Genomic DNA, 18,388 nt, shown 5'->3' on the forward strand with positions numbered 1-18,388 from the left:
CCTTAACCTGTGGACATTAACCCCTTTTTTTTCGGCAATACCACCGAAAACGTCGTCTTGACACCTGGTTCACTTACCGCCCACACATGTCCCTGATGTGCTTCAACAATACGCTTCACAATCGCCAATCCCAACCCCGTTCCCCGAATCGTATGTACTGCTGTTTCAATTCTGTAAAAGGGTATAAAAATCATTGAAAGCTGTTCCGCCTGAATCCCTTCTCCAAAATCCGTAATCCGCAGTTCCACACCCGGGATCAATCCGTCCTGTTCTTCCCGGCTTAAACACCAGGTTTCATCCGGATACTTCCGGTCAATAATATCGATAATGACTTTCCGTCCCTCAAAGGAATACTTATCTGCATTGGAAAATAAATTCCAAAGTACTTGAGAAATTTTGTCACGATCAACCTGTATCACGCCCGGTTCCCCGGCAATGCTCACGCGAATTTCGCGCCGGTCCTTAATCTGCGCACGAAAATTGTCAATAACTTCATTGACCAATTCAACAATATCAACGGGTTGTTTTTCCAGCACACCCTCGCCGCTTTCCAAATAACTAATATCCAACATATCGTTTAAAATACGCGTAAGTCTTTCCGCTTCACTGTGAATTTGATTGGTATACCGTTTCACCATATCGAAGGGAAGATTTTTGGTCAACATAATTTCAGAAAAACCAAGAATACTTGTCATGGGTGTTCGCAATTCATGACTGGCAATCGAAACAAATTCCGATTTAAGCCTCTCCACTTCACGTTCATGGGTAACATCCTCAATCAAAATCCCCCTCCCGGCAAATTCACCATGCCGGTCTCTCACCGGAAAAAATTTCAAGCGAATATCCTGCCGCTTGGTTGTGGTAATCGTATATTCAATGACAGCCGGCCGGGTGGGACTCGTTTCAGCAGTTTCCAATTTGCGTGACATATTTTCCGGGTCCCGGACTTTTGAAAGCAAGTGCTCATTCAAAACCGTCAAAGGGTGCATCAGAAGATCTTCCACCCGGCGGCCGAGATACTGTGCGCCCGGTGCATTAACATAGGCAATGGCGCCCTTGGGATCAACCAGCATCAGCCCTTCGGTCATGGACTGAACAATTGCTTCAAAACGGCTTTTTTCTTCCGCAATTTTCCGGTTCAATTCGGCTTTTTCAACCGCAACCGCTTTAAGCTCCAGTTCGCGCTGCAAAAGTAAATTCCATCCCAAAACAATCATGGCAACCAAAAGCGAGGTGCCTACAAAAATCATCACCCAGCGCATGGTTTGCTGACTTACAAACGGCTGCGGGTTAAAGCCTTCACCAAACCATTGATAAAAAATCCGGTCCCGTTTCCCGGTCTTCTCCAGCACACGAAAAGCCTCCATGAGTGCCGAGGTGACCTCGTTTTTTTCTTTGCGAACCAATACGCCAAAACGGGATCGGCTAACCTCAGTCCCCACTATTTTCAACCTTTTTTCAAGTCCATGGGTACCCAAATAGTGCAACGAGGTGAGCCGTTCTCCAATATAGGCATCCACCTTTCCCTGGATAATCAGTTCAAAAGCTTCGCCGGGGTTTTTGACAACAACCAGGTAGTGACTTTTGATCTGACGCATACCCTCATACGCCGGTTCCCCGGCAAGAATTGCAATGCGTTTGCCGACCAGATCTTCCCGGTTGGCAATATCATAGGTATCATTTTGAACAAAAATAACCGAAGGACTTTCCAGATAAAAAGCGGCAAAATAAAAATCACGCGCCAAGTCCTCCGTATAACGGACAAAATGAACACAATCGATATCTCCGCAGATTAATTGTTTTAAGGTCTGGTCCTGATTGGAAGGATAAAACAGCACATTCTCTATACCCATCTCCTCGCCGACCGCACGCAAAACATTTACCGAAAAACCGGTATAAATGCCGTTGCGGTCAAGATAGGCATAGGGAGGCATACCCATGGGGCCGCCAACCGTCAGACGCTCCAAAACAGATTCCTGTTCCGGCGAGGCTTTTGCATGGCAATAAAAAACCACACCCAAAACCATCCCCAACACAAGCCAAACAGTCATGACTTGTTTCATCAAGCCTTCCTCTTCCCGTAGACCCTCCTGAGAATCATTTTCACGCGGGCAACCAGTTCCTGAGGTGAAAAGGGTTTGGTAATGTAATCGTCTGCGCCGATTTTAATGCCTTTGACTTTAGATTCAGTCTCGCCTTTGGCGGATAGAATAATGACCGGAATATCTGTGGTCGTTTTATCCTCCTTGATGCGCTGGCATATTTCAAAACCATTTATTTTCGGCAGCATTAAATCAAGAATCACAAGATCGGGTGCCTCGGTCATAACCGTTTGCAGCCCTTTCTCTCCATCCGAGCACGAAATCAATGTAAAGCGTTCATCACGAAAACTCGCCTTGATCAATTCAATCATCTGTTGATCATCATCCACAATTAATAATTTGGATGGTTCGGCTTCATCGCGCCGGCGTGTCCTGCCGGTCAAAATACCCTCATAGCTCAAGAACGGATCACCGATACGCACGCCCTCGGAGTCGATCAATAATTCCCGCAGATTACGATCATGGCCGGACCCTCTTTGTTTGATAATCATAATGGCCTTACGGATGCTGGTATCAATTTCCGCCAGGCGGAGCAGCAATACCGTATCCACCAAATAATTATAATCCGTAAGCTTAAAATCCCCGACCACTTCAGATATTTCCGAAGTGCAAACAGTGGTGACATTGGCATCGCGTAAAATACGCACCATGGTTTGAAAGGTAATATGCGCCATTTCCGAAGAGGCTGCGACCTTATTTAAAAAATTAATCGGGTCTATCACCAGTCGATCAGGACGAATCTCAGCGAGTTGTTTGCGCAGCAAGTGTAAAAATTCACCTTCACTCAAGCCTGCACTGGAAATATTAAGCAGTGTCAGACGCTCGTTACTCACATACTCGTTGAAATCCATGCCCAAAGAACGTGCATGCCGGATAAGATTACTCCCCATGTCTTCCATGGATAAATAGAGGCAGGTTTCGCCGTTTTTCAGCCCCTGGGATAAAAAGCTCAATGCCACATTGGTTTTGCCGGTACCCGAGGTTCCTGTCACCAGCACACTTTGGCCTTTAAAAAAACCGCCGCCGAGCATATCATCCAAACCCGTCACCCCGGCGGCAATACGGACACCATCACTGACATCAACTGCGGTGGCGGCGGCGGCCTGGACCGGCAATGAGGTCGGATAAACCTCCACCCCTTCTTCCGTAATTTCAAAAGGATGCCGTCCATGCAGATGTTTCTGCCCCCGGGCTTTAAAAACCTCAATCAACCGGCGCCGCTGATAATCACGTACCAGATCAAAACGAAGACGAATGTAACAATCCACCGAGTACATCCCCCAGTGCAAAAGATCCTCACCTTCAATATCTTTTATCAGAATACTGGTAATCATCTGACGTTTAAAACCATTAATAAACCGGTTGATAAGATCGCGGCCATGAACATTTTCTTTTTTAATTCTATATAAAAAATTAACCGAATCGACCAATACCCGCTTGATTCCCATGGCATGCGTAATCTGATCAAACAATCCTCCCGGTTTTTCCAATTCCTGTTCCAGGACTTTGGGCGAGGTCATAATAATTTTTAATTTTTGGTCCTTCTCCAGCTGTTTTAAATCCCAGCCGAAATTGAGCGCATCGCGGTAATACTGAGCGGGAAACTCTTCAAACGTAATAATCAAGCCCGGTTCCCCATCCGCAATGCCTTGTAAAATAAAATGCAGTCCCAATGTGGTCTTACCGGTCCCCGGCAATCCCTCTACAAGAATACTCTCACCTGCTAAAATCCCGCCAAGCATTATTTCGTCCAACCCGGCCACACCGGTTCTTAATTTTGGTGTTGTCAAGGATGCCACCTCGTCTCGTATGGATTCAGTCCTACAGAATGAAACACCACCGTCTGTCGGACGTTGACGCTCCCATCTCCTTGCATCGGAGGTGCCAAAACACCCCGCGCCACTGAATAAACAGCCTGTAAATACAGCTTTTTACTCAGCCGCCGTATTATAGCATCTGGACCTTTTTAGCGGCAAGATTTTTCAAGCACAGGAACGAACATCTTTAGTAATAAATCATAATTTATTGGAGGGGGGGATCGGCTTCTTTGGAAAGAATATCCGCTTGAAAACAAATGGTTTGATTACGACCTTTTTCTTTAGCTGTATACAGGGCCTTATCCGCATTTTTAAACATCATCTCACGGTTTTCCAATTTTTCCGAATAAGATGAAATTCCCATCGAAACTGTGATGGATACCTGTGGTACTTTTAAATCTCCCAAAAACCGGCATTCCAAAATCGAGTTCCGGATTCTCTCAGCAACAATAAGCGCACCTTCCATATTGGTCATCGGTAAAATAATGGCAAACTCCTCACCGCCATACCGGGCAACAACATCATTTTCCCGCACGGAACTTCCGGTTAACGCCGCAATCTCTTTCAAAGCCAAATCACCCGCCACATGCCCATAGGTATCGTTGTAATGCTTAAAATGATCAATATCAAGAATAATCAAGCTAAAATCATTGCCATAGCGTTTGGAATGCGCATATTCATCTGTAAACCGAATTTGAAAAAAACGATGATTGTAGACACCTGTCAAAGCATCGGTAATTGCCTGCTCCTTGACTTTTTGATAAAGACGGGCATTTTCAATCGCCATCACGGTCTGGTTGGCAACTGCTGAAATAAGCGTAATTTCATCATCCAAAAAATCATGTATTTCCCGCGTATCATCCACTGCCAAAACACCAATAGCCTCTTCTTTGAATACCAGCGGAACGATCAACATGGTTTTAACGGTCAACATATCCCCCAACACTTCCGAAAAAAAAATTTTCTCCTGATCAGCCCCGATTTGCTGCGGAGTTAATGCTGCGAGTGTTTTAAAAAAAGCCGTATCCCGAATACTGTCCAAAGGCAGACGCATTTTCTCCAGAAGTTCCTCCTTCAATCCACTGGCAGCGACCGCATCCAGCGTCACTTTCATATCATCAAACAACCAAACAATGCATCGGTTTACACCAATGCTATCCACGGCATGACGGGTGAGCAGTGCCAAAACTTCCTTAAGCTCCAGGGACGAATTCACTTTCTGGGTCACTTCATTGAGCACTGTCATCTGAGCGGATTTTCGCAAAATCAAGTCAGCCTGCAATTCAAGCATCTGATTTTTTTCTTCCAATTCACGGGTGACATGCGACTGTTCCTGATAGAGCATGACATTTTTAAACGTAACCGCAATCTGTTGGCTGTACATCAGCAGAAGTTCTTTTTCCGTATGTGTAAACAACTCATTTTTCTTCGCCCCCACCGCCAACAGCACCCCTAAGAGTTGTTCCGAAAATACAATCGGTACTGTAAGCAAATGTGCGGCATTGCTTAAAAACGCGAGCTTCTTCTTGGATTTGCTGTAATGGTTGTCAATCCGGGCGACACACAGCTCGGCTGTCTTTCCAATCGGGCCTTCACCCATACGCAAACTATATTCACCATAAGCTTCACCCATCAAATTCGATGCACGTAAAACCAATTTTCTTTCCTGAACAGGACCATTGGTGTTTTTTTCCGGAACAAACAAATAAATTTGTTTGTTCTTCAAAAGCATTCCGGCATGAAACACAATTTTACCCAACAAAGAATCCAGGTCCAGTTCAGTTGTAATACTTTGGGTGGTATGAAAAAGCACCGAACTTTCCAGTGTCTTTTCCCGAATCACTTGATCGGTGTATTCCAAATACGTGTGCATAATTTCTAAAAGACTTAAGGTCCAGAAAGCCTCTCCGGTGCGAATAATCGCCTTGGCCGAAGCGGCGGCGAACCATTTGGGTGTCATCGCGACCACCACTTCCCGCAGTGAAATCCATACCGTGATAAATGTGCTGAAAGAACGCGAAATGGTGACCTGTCGCAGCGCGTCTTTGCGCAGCTGTTTTAGTGCCAAATCAAGCCGGTTGGCTGACAATTTTTTATTAAGTTTAAAAAGCTCAGTAAAGATAAACTCGGTAACCGAAGGAAGGAACCGCTGATTGATATCGCCAATAAGCACATCCGGCATCCGGCTGAGAAAACGATCCAAGTGCACAAGGATATCTTGGTGATTTTTTTCTATTTTCGTAAAAAGCGCTGATAATTTTTTTACATCAATTGTCGCGTTGAATTTTTCACGGCCTACTGCCATACCGCCTTCCCTTCCCAATCAGAGATTTGCATTAATAAAAATCCACAGGCTGCGCCTTAACGAAGCGCTCACACGATAGGTCATTTTATTTTCTCACAAAACCCGGTCTTTTTATACTCTTTCACTAATTCAGTTTCCCCGCTCTGATCCGGCACCCGGTATTCATACACCCTATTTATTTTCGGAATTTTCATGTCCCTGCTTAAATCACTTCATACAATCAACATGGCATCCCCATAACTGTAGAACCGGTAATTTTCCCGAACAGCCTCGGCGTAGGCTTGTTTGATGGCATGTGTGTCTGCCAGAGCACAAACCAGAATAAACAACGAGGACATTGGCAAATGAAAATTGGTCAGTAAACCCGCTACGATTTTCCATTGATAACCGGGATAAATAAAAATATCGGTCATGGCATTTCCCGAAGACACGGCGCCGTTTTGCACGGCAGCCGATTCCAGTGCGCGTGCCGCCGTCGTTCCGCAAGCAATGATTCTTCCACCCAGTCGCTTACTTTGGTTAATCATCCGGGCATTTTTTTCATCAATGGTATACTGCTCCGTATGTAAACGCCGGCCCGATACGTCCTCATCCGGTAAGGATGCAAACGTACCCCACCCCACGTGCAGTGTCACTTCCGCCACACACACACCTTTTTGTTGCAGTCGTTTCAAAATCGACTGCGTAAAATGCAGACCGGCGGTGGGTGCGGCGACCGAGCCGTCCTGCCGGGCATAAACCGTCTGATACCGTTTCCGGTCTTCGTTCTCGGTTTTGCCGCCCGGCACTTTATCCGTTCGTTTGATGTAAGGCGGCAGCGGCGTTATCCCATACCGGCGAATCAACAGGCGTGCTTTGGCGGCAGACGCAAAACGAACATGCACAATGCCCTTACCCGGTATGGCAGCAATAGTCATCCCATCCTCTCCCAGATAAAGTACCATTCCCGGTTTCAATCGCCGGCACGGTCGTGCCAACGCCTCCCAGATTCCCGGCGCGATCTCACGATGTAAAAATATCTCAATTTGAATCCCGGAAGATTTTTTCAAAGCAAACAATCTGGCGGGAATGACCTTGGTATTATTCAGTACCAGACAATCTCCCGGACGAAACCATTGACAAATATCCTTAAACACAGCATGGCGGAACCGGCCGGTTTGCCGCGGCACCAGCATAAGGCGTGAAGCGCCGCGTCGCAAGGCGTGTTGGGCAATACGTTCCGGCGGTAAATCAAAATCAAAATTACTAGGTCGCATTTTCTCCCCCAAACCGGATTGAACCGCTTAATTGCCACACCGGCCAATATCCGCCCCGGGATAAAAATGACGTAAAATATCACGATACCCGAAACCGCTTTTGGCCATTCCCAGTGCACCTTCCTGGCACATCCCCACACCATGCCCCCAGCCCTTACCCCAAAATGTCAGATTTTTGCCTGTGTCACGAAAATTAAATTTTGTACTTTTCAATTGGTCTGCACCGACCATCAATCTAAATGCCGAGGCTGCGATAATTTCCTTACCCTTGCTGTGCCGCACACCAACCTTTAAAACCCGTCCACTGCCATCCCGCCCCAGCAGATTAATGCTTTCAATTGCCCCGACACCGGTTCCGCGTTTGCGCAAACGGGCTGCCAGTTCTTTGCGTGGAATTGTCATTTTCCAGGAAGCATGCGGTCCATCATCACAAAAACCGCACGCTGTCCCATTCAAGTAGGCCATCTCACTTCCCCAGACATCCTGCACATTGGCAGTATGCCCGCCACAATTAGAATGATAAAAAGCCGCAATAATCTTGCCGCGAAAACGCATCACCTGACCAAGGGTATCCCGAACCGCCCGGTTGGTACTGAGTTTCTCAGAATCATACCCGCCATACACCTGACTGTTGACTGTGGCGTCCAGGTCGTACGGCTGTTGGGCGCGTCCGCTCATTTTATAGAGCGCAAAAGACCGCGCAGCAACCGCCTGTACTTTCAGCGCCTCTTCGGGCCATTTGGCAGGCACCTCGTTCGGGACCACACCATAGAGATACTCCTCCAACGGCACATAATTAATCACCATCAATCCGCCCTTTTCTTCATTAATCCTAATCTCAATCTGACCCCGGTAGTGCCGGTTTTTAACCTGGATCCATTCCTTGGCTTCCGGTACCAGACGGATCTTCGGACTGGCGATAAATTGACCGTTCATTAAAATCCGGCCATCCCGAATAACAATTTGGGCATCACTGGTCAAACGGATACTGCCCAGCTTTTTTTTAGTCCGCATATCATAGACACGCATCGGTCGATTGGAGGAAATTGTAATTCTTTTACTGCTCTTGGCCAGTACAACACGGACATTCCTCTTCCGGGATGATTTCATCTTCGCGGCGGGCAGGGTCACTTTGTTGGCGATGACCGTTTGCTTGACCGAAACCCGGCTGCAACCTATCAAGCCGGCACTCGTGATCAGTCCCGCTGCGAAAATCAATACGATGGCGTGAATACTTTTTTTCAGATGCAACACAACAGTCTCCTTTTTTTATCGTGCCGACGCTTCATTCATAGGTGAAGTCCGTAAATTTTTAAGAAACAGCATGCGGACACACCGTCCGGAAGGGACAATAATTGCATGTCCATACGCTGGGTTTGGGATCAAAACAATTTTCACGTATCTGTGCCGCTATTTCAGTAATGAGTTCCTCGGTTTTTAAAATCTTATCCGGATCCGGTTTGGCAACACCGGTTAATCCGCTATCCAGAAAATAAAGCACCACTTTTTCCGGCAATTTTTTTTCCATATGGAGCCATGCCGCAGCATACATTTTAAGCTGGAGACTTTCCCGGGCTTTTTTGTCCGCTTCCTTTTGCTCAAAAACTTCAGAACTTTTAAAATCAATGATGCTGACCTCGCCTGACGGTGAAACATCCACACGGTCCATTCTTCCGACAATTCTGTTTTTACCGACAAAATAACTAAAAGAATGTTCAATATATGTTGGTTCTACAGGGTTTAATGTATAATTGTTCATAAATAACTTTATTGCAGCAATCCCGGCGTTAAGGCGCAATTCCTCATGTTCTCTGGAAATAAAGCCCTCATTGACCCATGTATCCTTAAAAAGACCAATCACATCATCCTCGTTCAGCAGCTTCCCCCGCAGACGTTGACGGTAAAATTCCGAAACCGCAGTATGCAGTGCTTTACCGTATAAAATTGCATGATGCGGCAATACGGGTATTTTCAGCAAATGAATATATTTATATTTCAGCGGACAGGTTTTAAAATCATCAATTTGGTAAAAAGAGAGTGAGAGCGAAGCATCTTTTCCCAAAATTCCAACGGAATGGATCTCAGGCGCCTGTTGGGGTGCATGCCGCTTTATTTTTTCCAATGATGACAGGGTCACCAATTTTTGCTCATCCGGGACCACTTCTAAAGACTCAAGCACAAACCGGGAAACTTTATAGGCCCGTGCTCCGCCATAATCGCGCGCCGAAGACATGAGGAGCTGTTCTTTTGCCCGTGTCATGGCAACATAAAACAGTCGTCGCTCCTCCCCCAAAAAAGGATCTCCGCCGGACAATTCTTCTTTGGCCAATTCAAGCGGCAATGCCAATGCTGATGACCGGTTGATGGAAGGAAATCGATTTGCCGCCAGCCCGGGTAAAAATACAATTGGAAACTCCAATCCTTTTGCACGATGAACTGTCAAGACATTGACCGCATCAATCTCTCCATCCATCTCCGATGTGCCGGGATCATCTCCAACAGATTCAAGCATCGTCAAGTGCTCGACAAAATGGATTACTTTATCCGACTGGGCAACATGTTCATATTTTTGCACCACATTAAAAAACTTCGAAAGGTTCTTGATAATTCTGTCTGCCGCAATGGTTTGCGCTTCAGTATAGTTGGCCAGCAGACGGCTCTCAGTTAAAAACCTGTAAAGAATCTGGCCGGTCGGAAGCGTGCGGGACATTTCCAAATACCGCTCAAGATCATCCAGGATTTTTTCCCCGGCCGCTTTTCCTGCATCACTTAAAAACGCATCACGATTACGCAATGCCTGCTTGAGCATCCGCTGCATGGGTTCATTTTTTTTTCTGGATTCCGCAGCCAGCCATGCCAGATCGACAATCGGCATTTGATAAACTTCCGAAGATGCCAATGCATGCAACGCCAGTCCATCCGCAGGATTGGCAATCAAACGTAAAAACGCAATACACAGTCTGACTTCAGGCTGCCGGTACAGTCCTTGATTTCCTGAAAACCGAAAAGGGATCCCCTGCATATTCATGGACCTCAAATAGGGATCTGCATGCCGGTTCGCTCTGACCAGGAGTGCAAATTCCGACCAACCCCGGTCTGTACTTAATTTAAACGATTTGAGTCTTTCGGCAATCCAATCGGCTTCTGCCGATACTGTTTCAAAACCCTGATACAAAACCGGCACACTCTCGGTACGTTGCGAACGCAGCCTTTTGTTAAGCTGCTTTTTCACCTCCAGGCGTTCAGGATTGTTATGCTGGATAAGACGATAGGCAGCATCCAGAATTGTTTGCGTCGAACGGTAATTTTCATTCAAGACCTTGATGTCGGCTGATGGATAATAGTGCGTGAATTGCAGAATATTGGATATGGCGGCACCGCGAAATTTATAGATACTCTGATCATCATCCCCCACCACGGTAATATTCCCATTCTCACCGGCCAGCATTCGCAGCAAAGCAAATTGTGCTGCATTGGTGTCCTGAAATTCATCCACCATGATAAACCGGTAACGCTGTTGATAATCCGCCAGCACATCAGGATGTTCCCTAAACAGTTTGAGCGTCAGGGTAATCAGATCCCCAAAATCCGCCAATCCGTGCTTGAGCAGTAATGCCTGGTAGCATGCATAAACATGCGCCAATTCTTTTTGTTTTTCCCAAGCAGCAATATCCGCAGGTTCGGCATCTTCACTATTATGTGTTTCCAACTGGTCGCAATAAGCCAAATAGGTCTCCGGCGTCACATCTTCATCTTTGGCGCGTGAGATCACACGCAAAATCATTTGTAAATGCCGGGTTGGATCTGAGAGCGGTCGCAATTTATCCAGGCGGAGATCAAAAATATGTTCCCGTAGAAAGATGAGTTGCTCCGCCGTGGAGAGAACTTTGTAATTCGGATTCATGCCCAAAAAAACACCCTGCTCGCGCAATACCCGGTCACCAAAGGCATGAAACGTACAGATGGTGCTATCGGTAAATCCATACGGCACCAATAAATCCACCCGGTTTTCCATTTCTTCAGCTGCCTTGTCCGTAAATGTCAGTGCCAGAATTTCCTTGGCGGAACAAAGCTTGCTGCTGACCATGTGGGCAATACGTTTTGTGATCACTGCGGTTTTCCCGGTACCGGCACCTGCGACCACAAGTTGCGGTCCACGGCCATGGGTCACTGCCTGCTTTTGTCCGGGATTCAGACCCTCAATAATTTTTTCCAGAGCGGATAATTTCATAGATGGATTACAACTTCAATTTGATGGTCAAGACGCCTTGCTGTTCTACTTGCTGCCAGTCATTGGGCAAAGGATCAAATAGAATCTTTCTTGCCAACTCAATCGCCTTTTGGTCTACATAGGGATACCCGGAGGTCTCCAGCAAAATCGCGGTTTTAACATCCCCTTCCGGCAATACCACCAGGGTCAAACGCAAACGCGTCTCTTCCGTGATCACAGTTTTCAGTGTGGAAAAATCCGGTTCTTTATACCCACGGGCGGCAATATCCCCCGAAAGACTTAGTGTCCCGGTTGGTGATCCGGGTGTGCCCCAATCACCTGCCCCCCGCCCCTCGGCAAGTTTTTCATCGGATTGACGCAAACGCGCTTTTCCGGCACCAATGGTTGTGCCGGTCCGGTCCCGGGATAATTCACGGATTATCTGTTGGCGCCTTTTTTCCCGCCAGGCGGCAATCTCCTCCGGCGTATGAGTCTGTCCGGTTTCATCCTGAACCGGACTGCCAATGGCGTCCCCTTGCGCCTTCACCCCCTCGTCAACCGATTTGGGTGCGCTGCTCCCGGCCAGGGTCACCTCAATCAACATAGGCATCTCTGCGATTGTGGCTTTTTGCAATTGCATACCGCTAAATAAAACAATCAAACCAATATGCAATCCAAATGTAATGCCAAAAGAAAATCCGGTCGTACGGTCCCAGGTCACTTTTGCATAATCTCCTCTGAAAGCGCTTTCACCGGCAAGGGCTCGGCAGCCAGCACCAATTTGGCGGCACCTGCCTGACGGGCGATATCCAGTATCCTCACAGCATCGCCGTAAGGCACGTTTTTATCCGCAGAAACCGTAACCGTGGGATCACTCCCCGCTTCAAAATAATGACGTAAATTCTGCTCAATATCGCCGATTTTTACAATGGTCCCGTTTAAATAAATTTTATTCTCATCGGTCAGTGTAATTTGAAGATTCTCCGCCGTGGTAACCGCTTTTTTTGCATGAGCCTTGGGAAGATTAATATCAATACTGGCTTTCATAATCAAAGGTGTCGTCACCATGAAAATAACCAAGAGCACCATCATAACATCTGTGAGCGGTGTAATATTAATCTCGCTCATCACACGATTGCGTTGCGCGACCCGTCTCATGCGCCCCCCCGCATCCCCGGCGGGTAAGCGTCACTCTGATTTTTATGGAGCTCTTTTGACCCGTACATGCTGTCGAGAAGGTCCGATGCGGAAGTCGCCATCTCCGTATCAAACCGGGTAACCCGCCGCACAAAATAATTATACGCAATCACCGCAGGCACCGCTGTAAACAAGCCGCCGGCGGTTGCCACCAGTGCCTCGGCAATCCCGCTGGAAACCACCGATGCGCCGGCTGCCGAAGAATCCGCCAGCGCGGAAAATGCATTAATAATTCCCAGCACAGTCCCAAAAAGTCCTATAAACGGAGAAATGGAACCAATCGTGGCCAACAAAGAGAGCAGATGCTCCAAACGCAGAAGCTCCAATGCGCTTACCCGTTCCATGGCCTCGCGAGCCGAGAGCGCACCTCTGGCAAAATACCGCAGTCCCGTCTTCAAGGTGGCGGCAACCGGTCCAGGTGTCTCCTGGCATAAATCGCCTGCATCCACATGCTTATTGGATTGCACCATTTTTTTCACCTTCAGCATTAAATGTTCAACATCAATTTTGGCCATGTGATACCGAATTGCCCGTTCAAAAATGATGTACCAGGAAATCAGTGAAAAAATCATAAGGACAACCATGGTCCAGCCGCCCTTTGCCAGTAACTGCCAAAAAGTCAAATCTTGAAACATCGAGTGAAAGCCTCCTTGAGAAATTTTAGTTCATACTACAAATCTTTTGCAAACATCCATCTAAAAACCAATTCTTACGCCGCACATGAAGCTAAACGTTCTTCCGGAATACCCTTTCCATTCTTCCCAGGTATATCCCAACATATTTTCCATCTTAAGATAAACATCCAGATAGTCCAAAAGTTGATAATCCGCATCCAAACCCAGTAAATGTGCAGCGCCTAACGCGGGTTGGGTTTCCGACGGATCTCCGTACCGTTCACCCAGATAATGATACATCAGCGTAAAATGAAGCTCTGAATATGTCAACCGAAGTTCGGATTGACCTTCATGCCGGGGTGTATTGGGCATCAACAGACCGCCCGCTACATCGCTTTCCCGATACGTATAGCGAAACACCTGCGATAGGGTCCGGCTGTAGTGCAGCTCCATCTGAGCCATCAAGCCTTCTTGCTTTCCATCGGATAGTTCAAGCCGTGCAAACAGCCCGTCACCATCGCCATCCAGCCAGACCGGAAAAGCCGTACTGTTTTTTCTAAACCAAGCCACATTGGTTGACAACAGGTCCCCAAAGCGCTGACGCCAGCCAACCTGATAATCATTTTGAACATGTTCCGCTTCCGGAAGACTAAAAAGTGCCTGACGCGGATGCTCGAAAGCCCATTCCTGTACCAAAGGCCATTGCAACCCGCCGTCTGCCAAAGCATAAAGTGTTGCGCCGATCGGAAGCACCAACGATGCTTTGCCGACAAGCTTCGAACTGTTTTTGGGGTTCACGCCATGAAATTCATCCATGCGGATGCCGGCTTCCAAATGAAGTGTTGATACAGGGCGAAACCGGAGATGGGCCGTGAGATGCTGTAAATATTCAGTTTCCCGCCACTGCTGCATCGTACTCTCCATCAGAGCTTCCTGGCTGATAATGGCGAGTTTAATCAGCAGGTTGATATCTTCTTTCATCAGCCCCTGAATATCCTGCTCGTATTCCGCGCCGATCTCGCCAAACCGGCTGCGCACCACCGGACGCTTATCCGGCGCGATACCTTGCTCATAAAAATTTCCCAAACGGGTTTTTAATAAAATATTGGAACGCGGGTTGATTTCAAGTTCGGCATTAATTCGGGCACTTCCAAACGCTTGCTCCAGCCAGTCTCCCCACCCCTGGGCCAAACCCTCAGGCTGCCGATGGGTCTCCGCCTTGCCCCGCAATCCGGCAATCAATTTTAGACCGGAAAAAGTCCTGACACCTAATTCAAAATCCATATTCCCGCCCTGATCAAAAGGACGAATTCCAAAAACCGCCGGGTGGTCCCGGCTGAAATAATCCGCCCGCAATATCATATCCACGTGTTCAAATTCATAGCCTGCGATCACCTTGGCGTCCCCGAGCCGGCTTGTTCCGATACCCGCCTCCAAAAGAAAAAGATAGCTCTTGGCAGTCACGGTATCTGCTGCCGGTGCATCCTTGTCATCTTCCAACCCCGGCACAGTTACTTTGCCAAGATCTGCCGGCATTTCTTTGGTTCCCAACATGGGATCCATCAGCAGGAGGTCTCTGCGTTCTGCGGTAACTCTATACTGGCGGTCACCTCTGACAACAATATCCGGTAATTTCAAAGTAGGCCTGTTTTTGTCCGCACCTGCTTTGCCCCGGTCCGGTTCATTGGCGTCCGGCGCATCCAATTGCGCTCCCACTTTATCATGGTCTCCGGAAAGCTTGCCGCCGCGTTCTTCCGCAAAAACCGGTGTCTGCACGACAAAAAAAGACACGAAAAAAATGATCCAAACGGATTGTTTGATTACCGAGTATTCTGCTTGATTATCCCATACCATCATTCGTCCCTTTTCTTCCCATCAGGAGATGCGTTACCCGCCGGCGGTGCCGGAATGGATTCCAGTGTCGCGAGTTTTTCCTCAATTAACCGTATCCTGGCTTTAGCTGATTTTTTCCAGCGTTTATCATGACTAAACCGTGTGATGCGCTTATACGTACTGATCGCAGCGTCAAATCGCCCGGTCTTTTCATAGATTTCAGCCACCCGTGCCAGTGACGTCACCGACCAGCGCTGCACCGCAGGAAACCGGTCTGCGACCTTGGTATATTCATTAATTGCCGTATTATATTTTTTCCGTGTTTCGTAGATATCACCAATCCAGAACTGCGCCTCAGCGGCAAACTTGGCCGGAGCCGCATCCACAATTTTTTTATACTCTGCAACCGCATCGGAATAATGACGTCCATCCTGTAACGTGTAGGCAATATGCATTTGGGCTTTGAAAGCAAGGTCGGTTTGCGGATAAAACTCCATAACTTCCTCATACGCCTCGCGTGCTTCCACATCCAGGCCGAGACGCTTATACGCCATGGCTTTATTAAACCTGGCATCTGCCGCCAATTTATTATCCGGATGTTCTTCGACAAACAGATCATAGAGGTGTACTGCCTGATCATATTCCCGCACTTTGAAATAACAGGTCCCCATCCAAAATGCCGACTTCACCGCCAGTTCCCTTTCCGAATGATCGTTTTTGATTTTCCGGAAATACGCCAGTGCCTCATTGTAGCGGCGTTCCTTAAAATCACACCAGGCCAGCCAGTACAAAGAATTGACCACCAAGGAACTTTTGGGATACTCCAACAGCAGGGCTTTAAATTCCAGACGTGCCCGCTTATACTGCTTGCGATGATAATAGTGCTCGCCAATCCGGTACTTCACATCCGCTGAAAGCGGACTGTGCGGATATTTCTTCACAAATCGACGCGATGCCTCAATCGCTTTTTTATGCTCTCCCAATTGATAATAGGACCATTGAATCCCATACAGGGCATCCGGCACCAAAGGATCTGAAGAATATTTATTCACAAAAGCCTTATACTGAGTTATGGCCTTTTTATATTTTTTGTCATTATAATAACTAATCCCGACGCGTAAGTAAGCATCGGTCGCAAGATGGCTCTTGGGGTATTTTTCCTGCATGGCCGCAAAAAGTTTTCGCGACTCCGCAAAAAATCCTTGTCTGAATTTCGCCCACCCCGTCCAGTAGAGCGCCTCCCCGGCCAGCGCATGTTGGGACTGCTCTGCTTGCAAGCGTTCCCACCGAGCAATCGCCCGCGAAAATTTCTCCATTCGGTAAGCACTCCACCCACTTTGAAAAAGCGCTTCATTATATTCCACTTTTCCCGGATAGCGGCTGATGACGCGCGTATAATATTCATCCGCTTTTTCATAGGCTTTGCGATTAAAGGCAATATCACCCAAACGCATCAGGGCATCCGCCTGGACCGGTCCTGCCGGATAAAGCAAAATAATGCTTTTGTAAACCGGCTCTGCTTGCGCATACTCTTCCGCACGAAAATGAGTCCAGGCAATCCCGGATTGGGCAAGTGCCGCTTCCCGCCCCAGAGGATACTCCTGCAAAACCTTGGAATATTGATTACGGGCTTTTACGTCCTTTTGCAGTTTAAAATAGACATCTCCCAGACGCAGACAGGCCTCAGATACAATGGCATGGCCCGGAAACCCGGCAATCACGCGCTCGAATTCATCTCCGGCGTTTTCATAGCGCCCCAAAGCAAATTCACTCCACCCCGCCCAAAACATCGCCAGCGGCGCCCAAACCGACCGGGGATAATGATGATAGACATCCTGATAGACTTTGGAAGATGAATCAAAGCGTTCCATTTTATAGAATGCATTGGCCATCAGATACAGTCCCTGTGCGGCAAGTTCTCCACTCGGTTGGGTCGTCATCATTCTTTGAAACAAATTGATGGCAGGATTATATTTTTTCTGCTGCACCCGGCACCATCCGGCAGTATACAGTGCACGCGGGACCACGGTATTGCCCGGATAGCGAACCGCCACACTTATAAATTGTCTGACCGCCTCATCATATTTTTCCTGCTTGGCCAGTGCCATGCCCAAACGCAGATTGGCCAAAGGCGCAACCGCATGCTTGGGTTGTTTTTCCAACAATTGGCGCAGCGTCGCTTCCGCTTTTTCAGGTTGCTGATTAAGTAATTGCGCAACCGCGCTTCCATACCAGGCATACACAAACAGTGTTCGTTCCGGAAATTGCCGCATGCATTGGCGGTAACTCTCCCGGGCCGCTTTATATTTCCCCAGCGCGGCAAACGATTCCGCCCGGTAGTACAACGCCTGACAGCGCAACGTAATTGGCTGATCCTCGGTCACCAGCTGTGCAAAGCTCTTTTCAGCCATCCGGTAGTGTGCCTGACCTGCCGCGGTAGCGGTGGCGCCGGCGGCTTCAATCCGTGCTATTTCATAATGCGTCCAACCTTGCGAATAAATGGCATACGGCATCAAACGATGTTCCGGAAATTTGTTTCGAAATACGGCAAAATCCAGTGCTGCTTTTTCGAGTTGTTTGCTGCGATACCTCGCCTCAGCCAGCCAGTAATGCGCTTCGGCGGAAAGATAATTGGAAGGAAATTCCTTGAGAAAGATTTCCAGTTCATACACGGCTTCATGATGCCGTCCCAGTTCAATTTTACATCTGGCCAGGCGATACCGGGCTTCATCCCGGTATTGACTCAGGGTGTAGTATTCCAACACGCGCTGAAAACCAATCTCCGCGCGGTAAAATCCCCCCTCCTTATACCAGCTTTCCGCCAAAAGGTACTGCACATCACCGGCGCGCGGATGCTGGGGATAGCGCTCTAAAAAAGAATTAAACTGTGAACGCGCCAACTGAAAAGTACGGCTCTGAAATAATTTCACCGCAAAAGAAAAATGCTGTTCCGCCGGCATCATGGCAGACACCAAGGCCGGCCAGGCAAGCATTGCAACGAGGAGCACCAGGAGGCAGCGCAGACGCTGTTTAAAAGTCATGAAAATAATCCCA

The 18,388-nt window shown here is 47.8% G+C and carries 11 protein-coding genes; all 11 read right to left on the minus strand.

Annotated features, from left to right (window positions below):
- Nucleotides 1–2: 2 nt before the first annotated feature.
- Nucleotides 3–2,063, minus strand: a complete 2,061-nt coding sequence (locus tag K8S19_11555; protein ID MCD4814314.1) for a transporter substrate-binding domain-containing protein — start codon at nt 2,061–2,063, stop codon at nt 3–5.
- Nucleotides 2,063–3,892 (minus strand): response regulator, encoded by a 1,830-nt coding sequence (locus tag K8S19_11560; GenBank protein MCD4814315.1) that lies wholly within the window; start codon nt 3,890–3,892, stop codon nt 2,063–2,065. Before K8S19_11560 ends, K8S19_11555 begins: the two co-directional genes overlap by 1 nt.
- A 232-nt stretch (nt 3,893–4,124) precedes the next feature.
- Nucleotides 4,125–6,224 carry a diguanylate cyclase gene (locus tag K8S19_11565; protein ID MCD4814316.1) on the minus strand — a complete coding sequence of 700 codons (2,100 nt, stop codon included), beginning with the start codon at nt 6,222–6,224 and terminating at the stop codon, nt 4,125–4,127.
- Between the two features lie 212 nt (nt 6,225–6,436).
- A complete protein-coding gene (gene queA / locus K8S19_11570; GenBank protein MCD4814317.1) occupies nt 6,437–7,480 on the minus strand; it encodes a tRNA preQ1(34) S-adenosylmethionine ribosyltransferase-isomerase QueA in 1,044 nt (347 codons plus the stop codon).
- Between the two features lie 27 nt (nt 7,481–7,507).
- Nucleotides 7,508–8,734: a SpoIID/LytB domain-containing protein gene (locus tag K8S19_11575; GenBank protein MCD4814318.1), complete on the minus strand. Its 1,227-nt coding sequence runs from the start codon at nt 8,732–8,734 to the stop codon at nt 7,508–7,510.
- A 58-nt stretch (nt 8,735–8,792) separates the two neighbouring features.
- Entirely contained in the window at nt 8,793–11,711 is a 2,919-nt protein-coding gene (locus K8S19_11580) for an ATP-dependent helicase (GenBank protein MCD4814319.1), read from the minus strand.
- Nucleotides 11,712–11,718: 7 nt separating this feature from the next.
- A complete protein-coding gene (locus K8S19_11585) occupies nt 11,719–12,411 on the minus strand; it encodes an energy transducer TonB (GenBank protein ID MCD4814320.1) in 693 nt (230 codons plus the stop codon).
- Nucleotides 12,408–12,848 carry a biopolymer transporter ExbD gene (locus tag K8S19_11590; GenBank protein MCD4814321.1) on the minus strand — a complete coding sequence of 147 codons (441 nt, stop codon included), beginning with the start codon at nt 12,846–12,848 and terminating at the stop codon, nt 12,408–12,410. Before K8S19_11590 ends, K8S19_11585 begins: the two co-directional genes overlap by 4 nt.
- The gene (locus tag K8S19_11595) at nt 12,845–13,522 is read right to left on the minus strand and encodes a MotA/TolQ/ExbB proton channel family protein (GenBank protein MCD4814322.1); all 678 of its coding nucleotides are present in this window, start codon (nt 13,520–13,522) and stop codon (nt 12,845–12,847) included. Before K8S19_11595 ends, K8S19_11590 begins: the two co-directional genes overlap by 4 nt.
- 60 nt (nt 13,523–13,582) lie before the next feature.
- The gene (locus K8S19_11600) at nt 13,583–15,358 is read right to left on the minus strand and encodes a TonB-dependent receptor (GenBank protein MCD4814323.1); all 1,776 of its coding nucleotides are present in this window, start codon (nt 15,356–15,358) and stop codon (nt 13,583–13,585) included.
- Nucleotides 15,355–18,375, minus strand: a complete 3,021-nt coding sequence (locus K8S19_11605; GenBank protein MCD4814324.1) for a tetratricopeptide repeat protein — start codon at nt 18,373–18,375, stop codon at nt 15,355–15,357. Before K8S19_11605 ends, K8S19_11600 begins: the two co-directional genes overlap by 4 nt.
- Nucleotides 18,376–18,388: the final 13 nt, after the last annotated feature.

The sequence above is a fragment of the bacterium genome (assembly GCA_021108215.1).
Taxonomy (GTDB): Bacteria; Oederibacteriota; JAAXVQ01; order JAAXVQ01; family JAUVAV01; genus JAIORK01.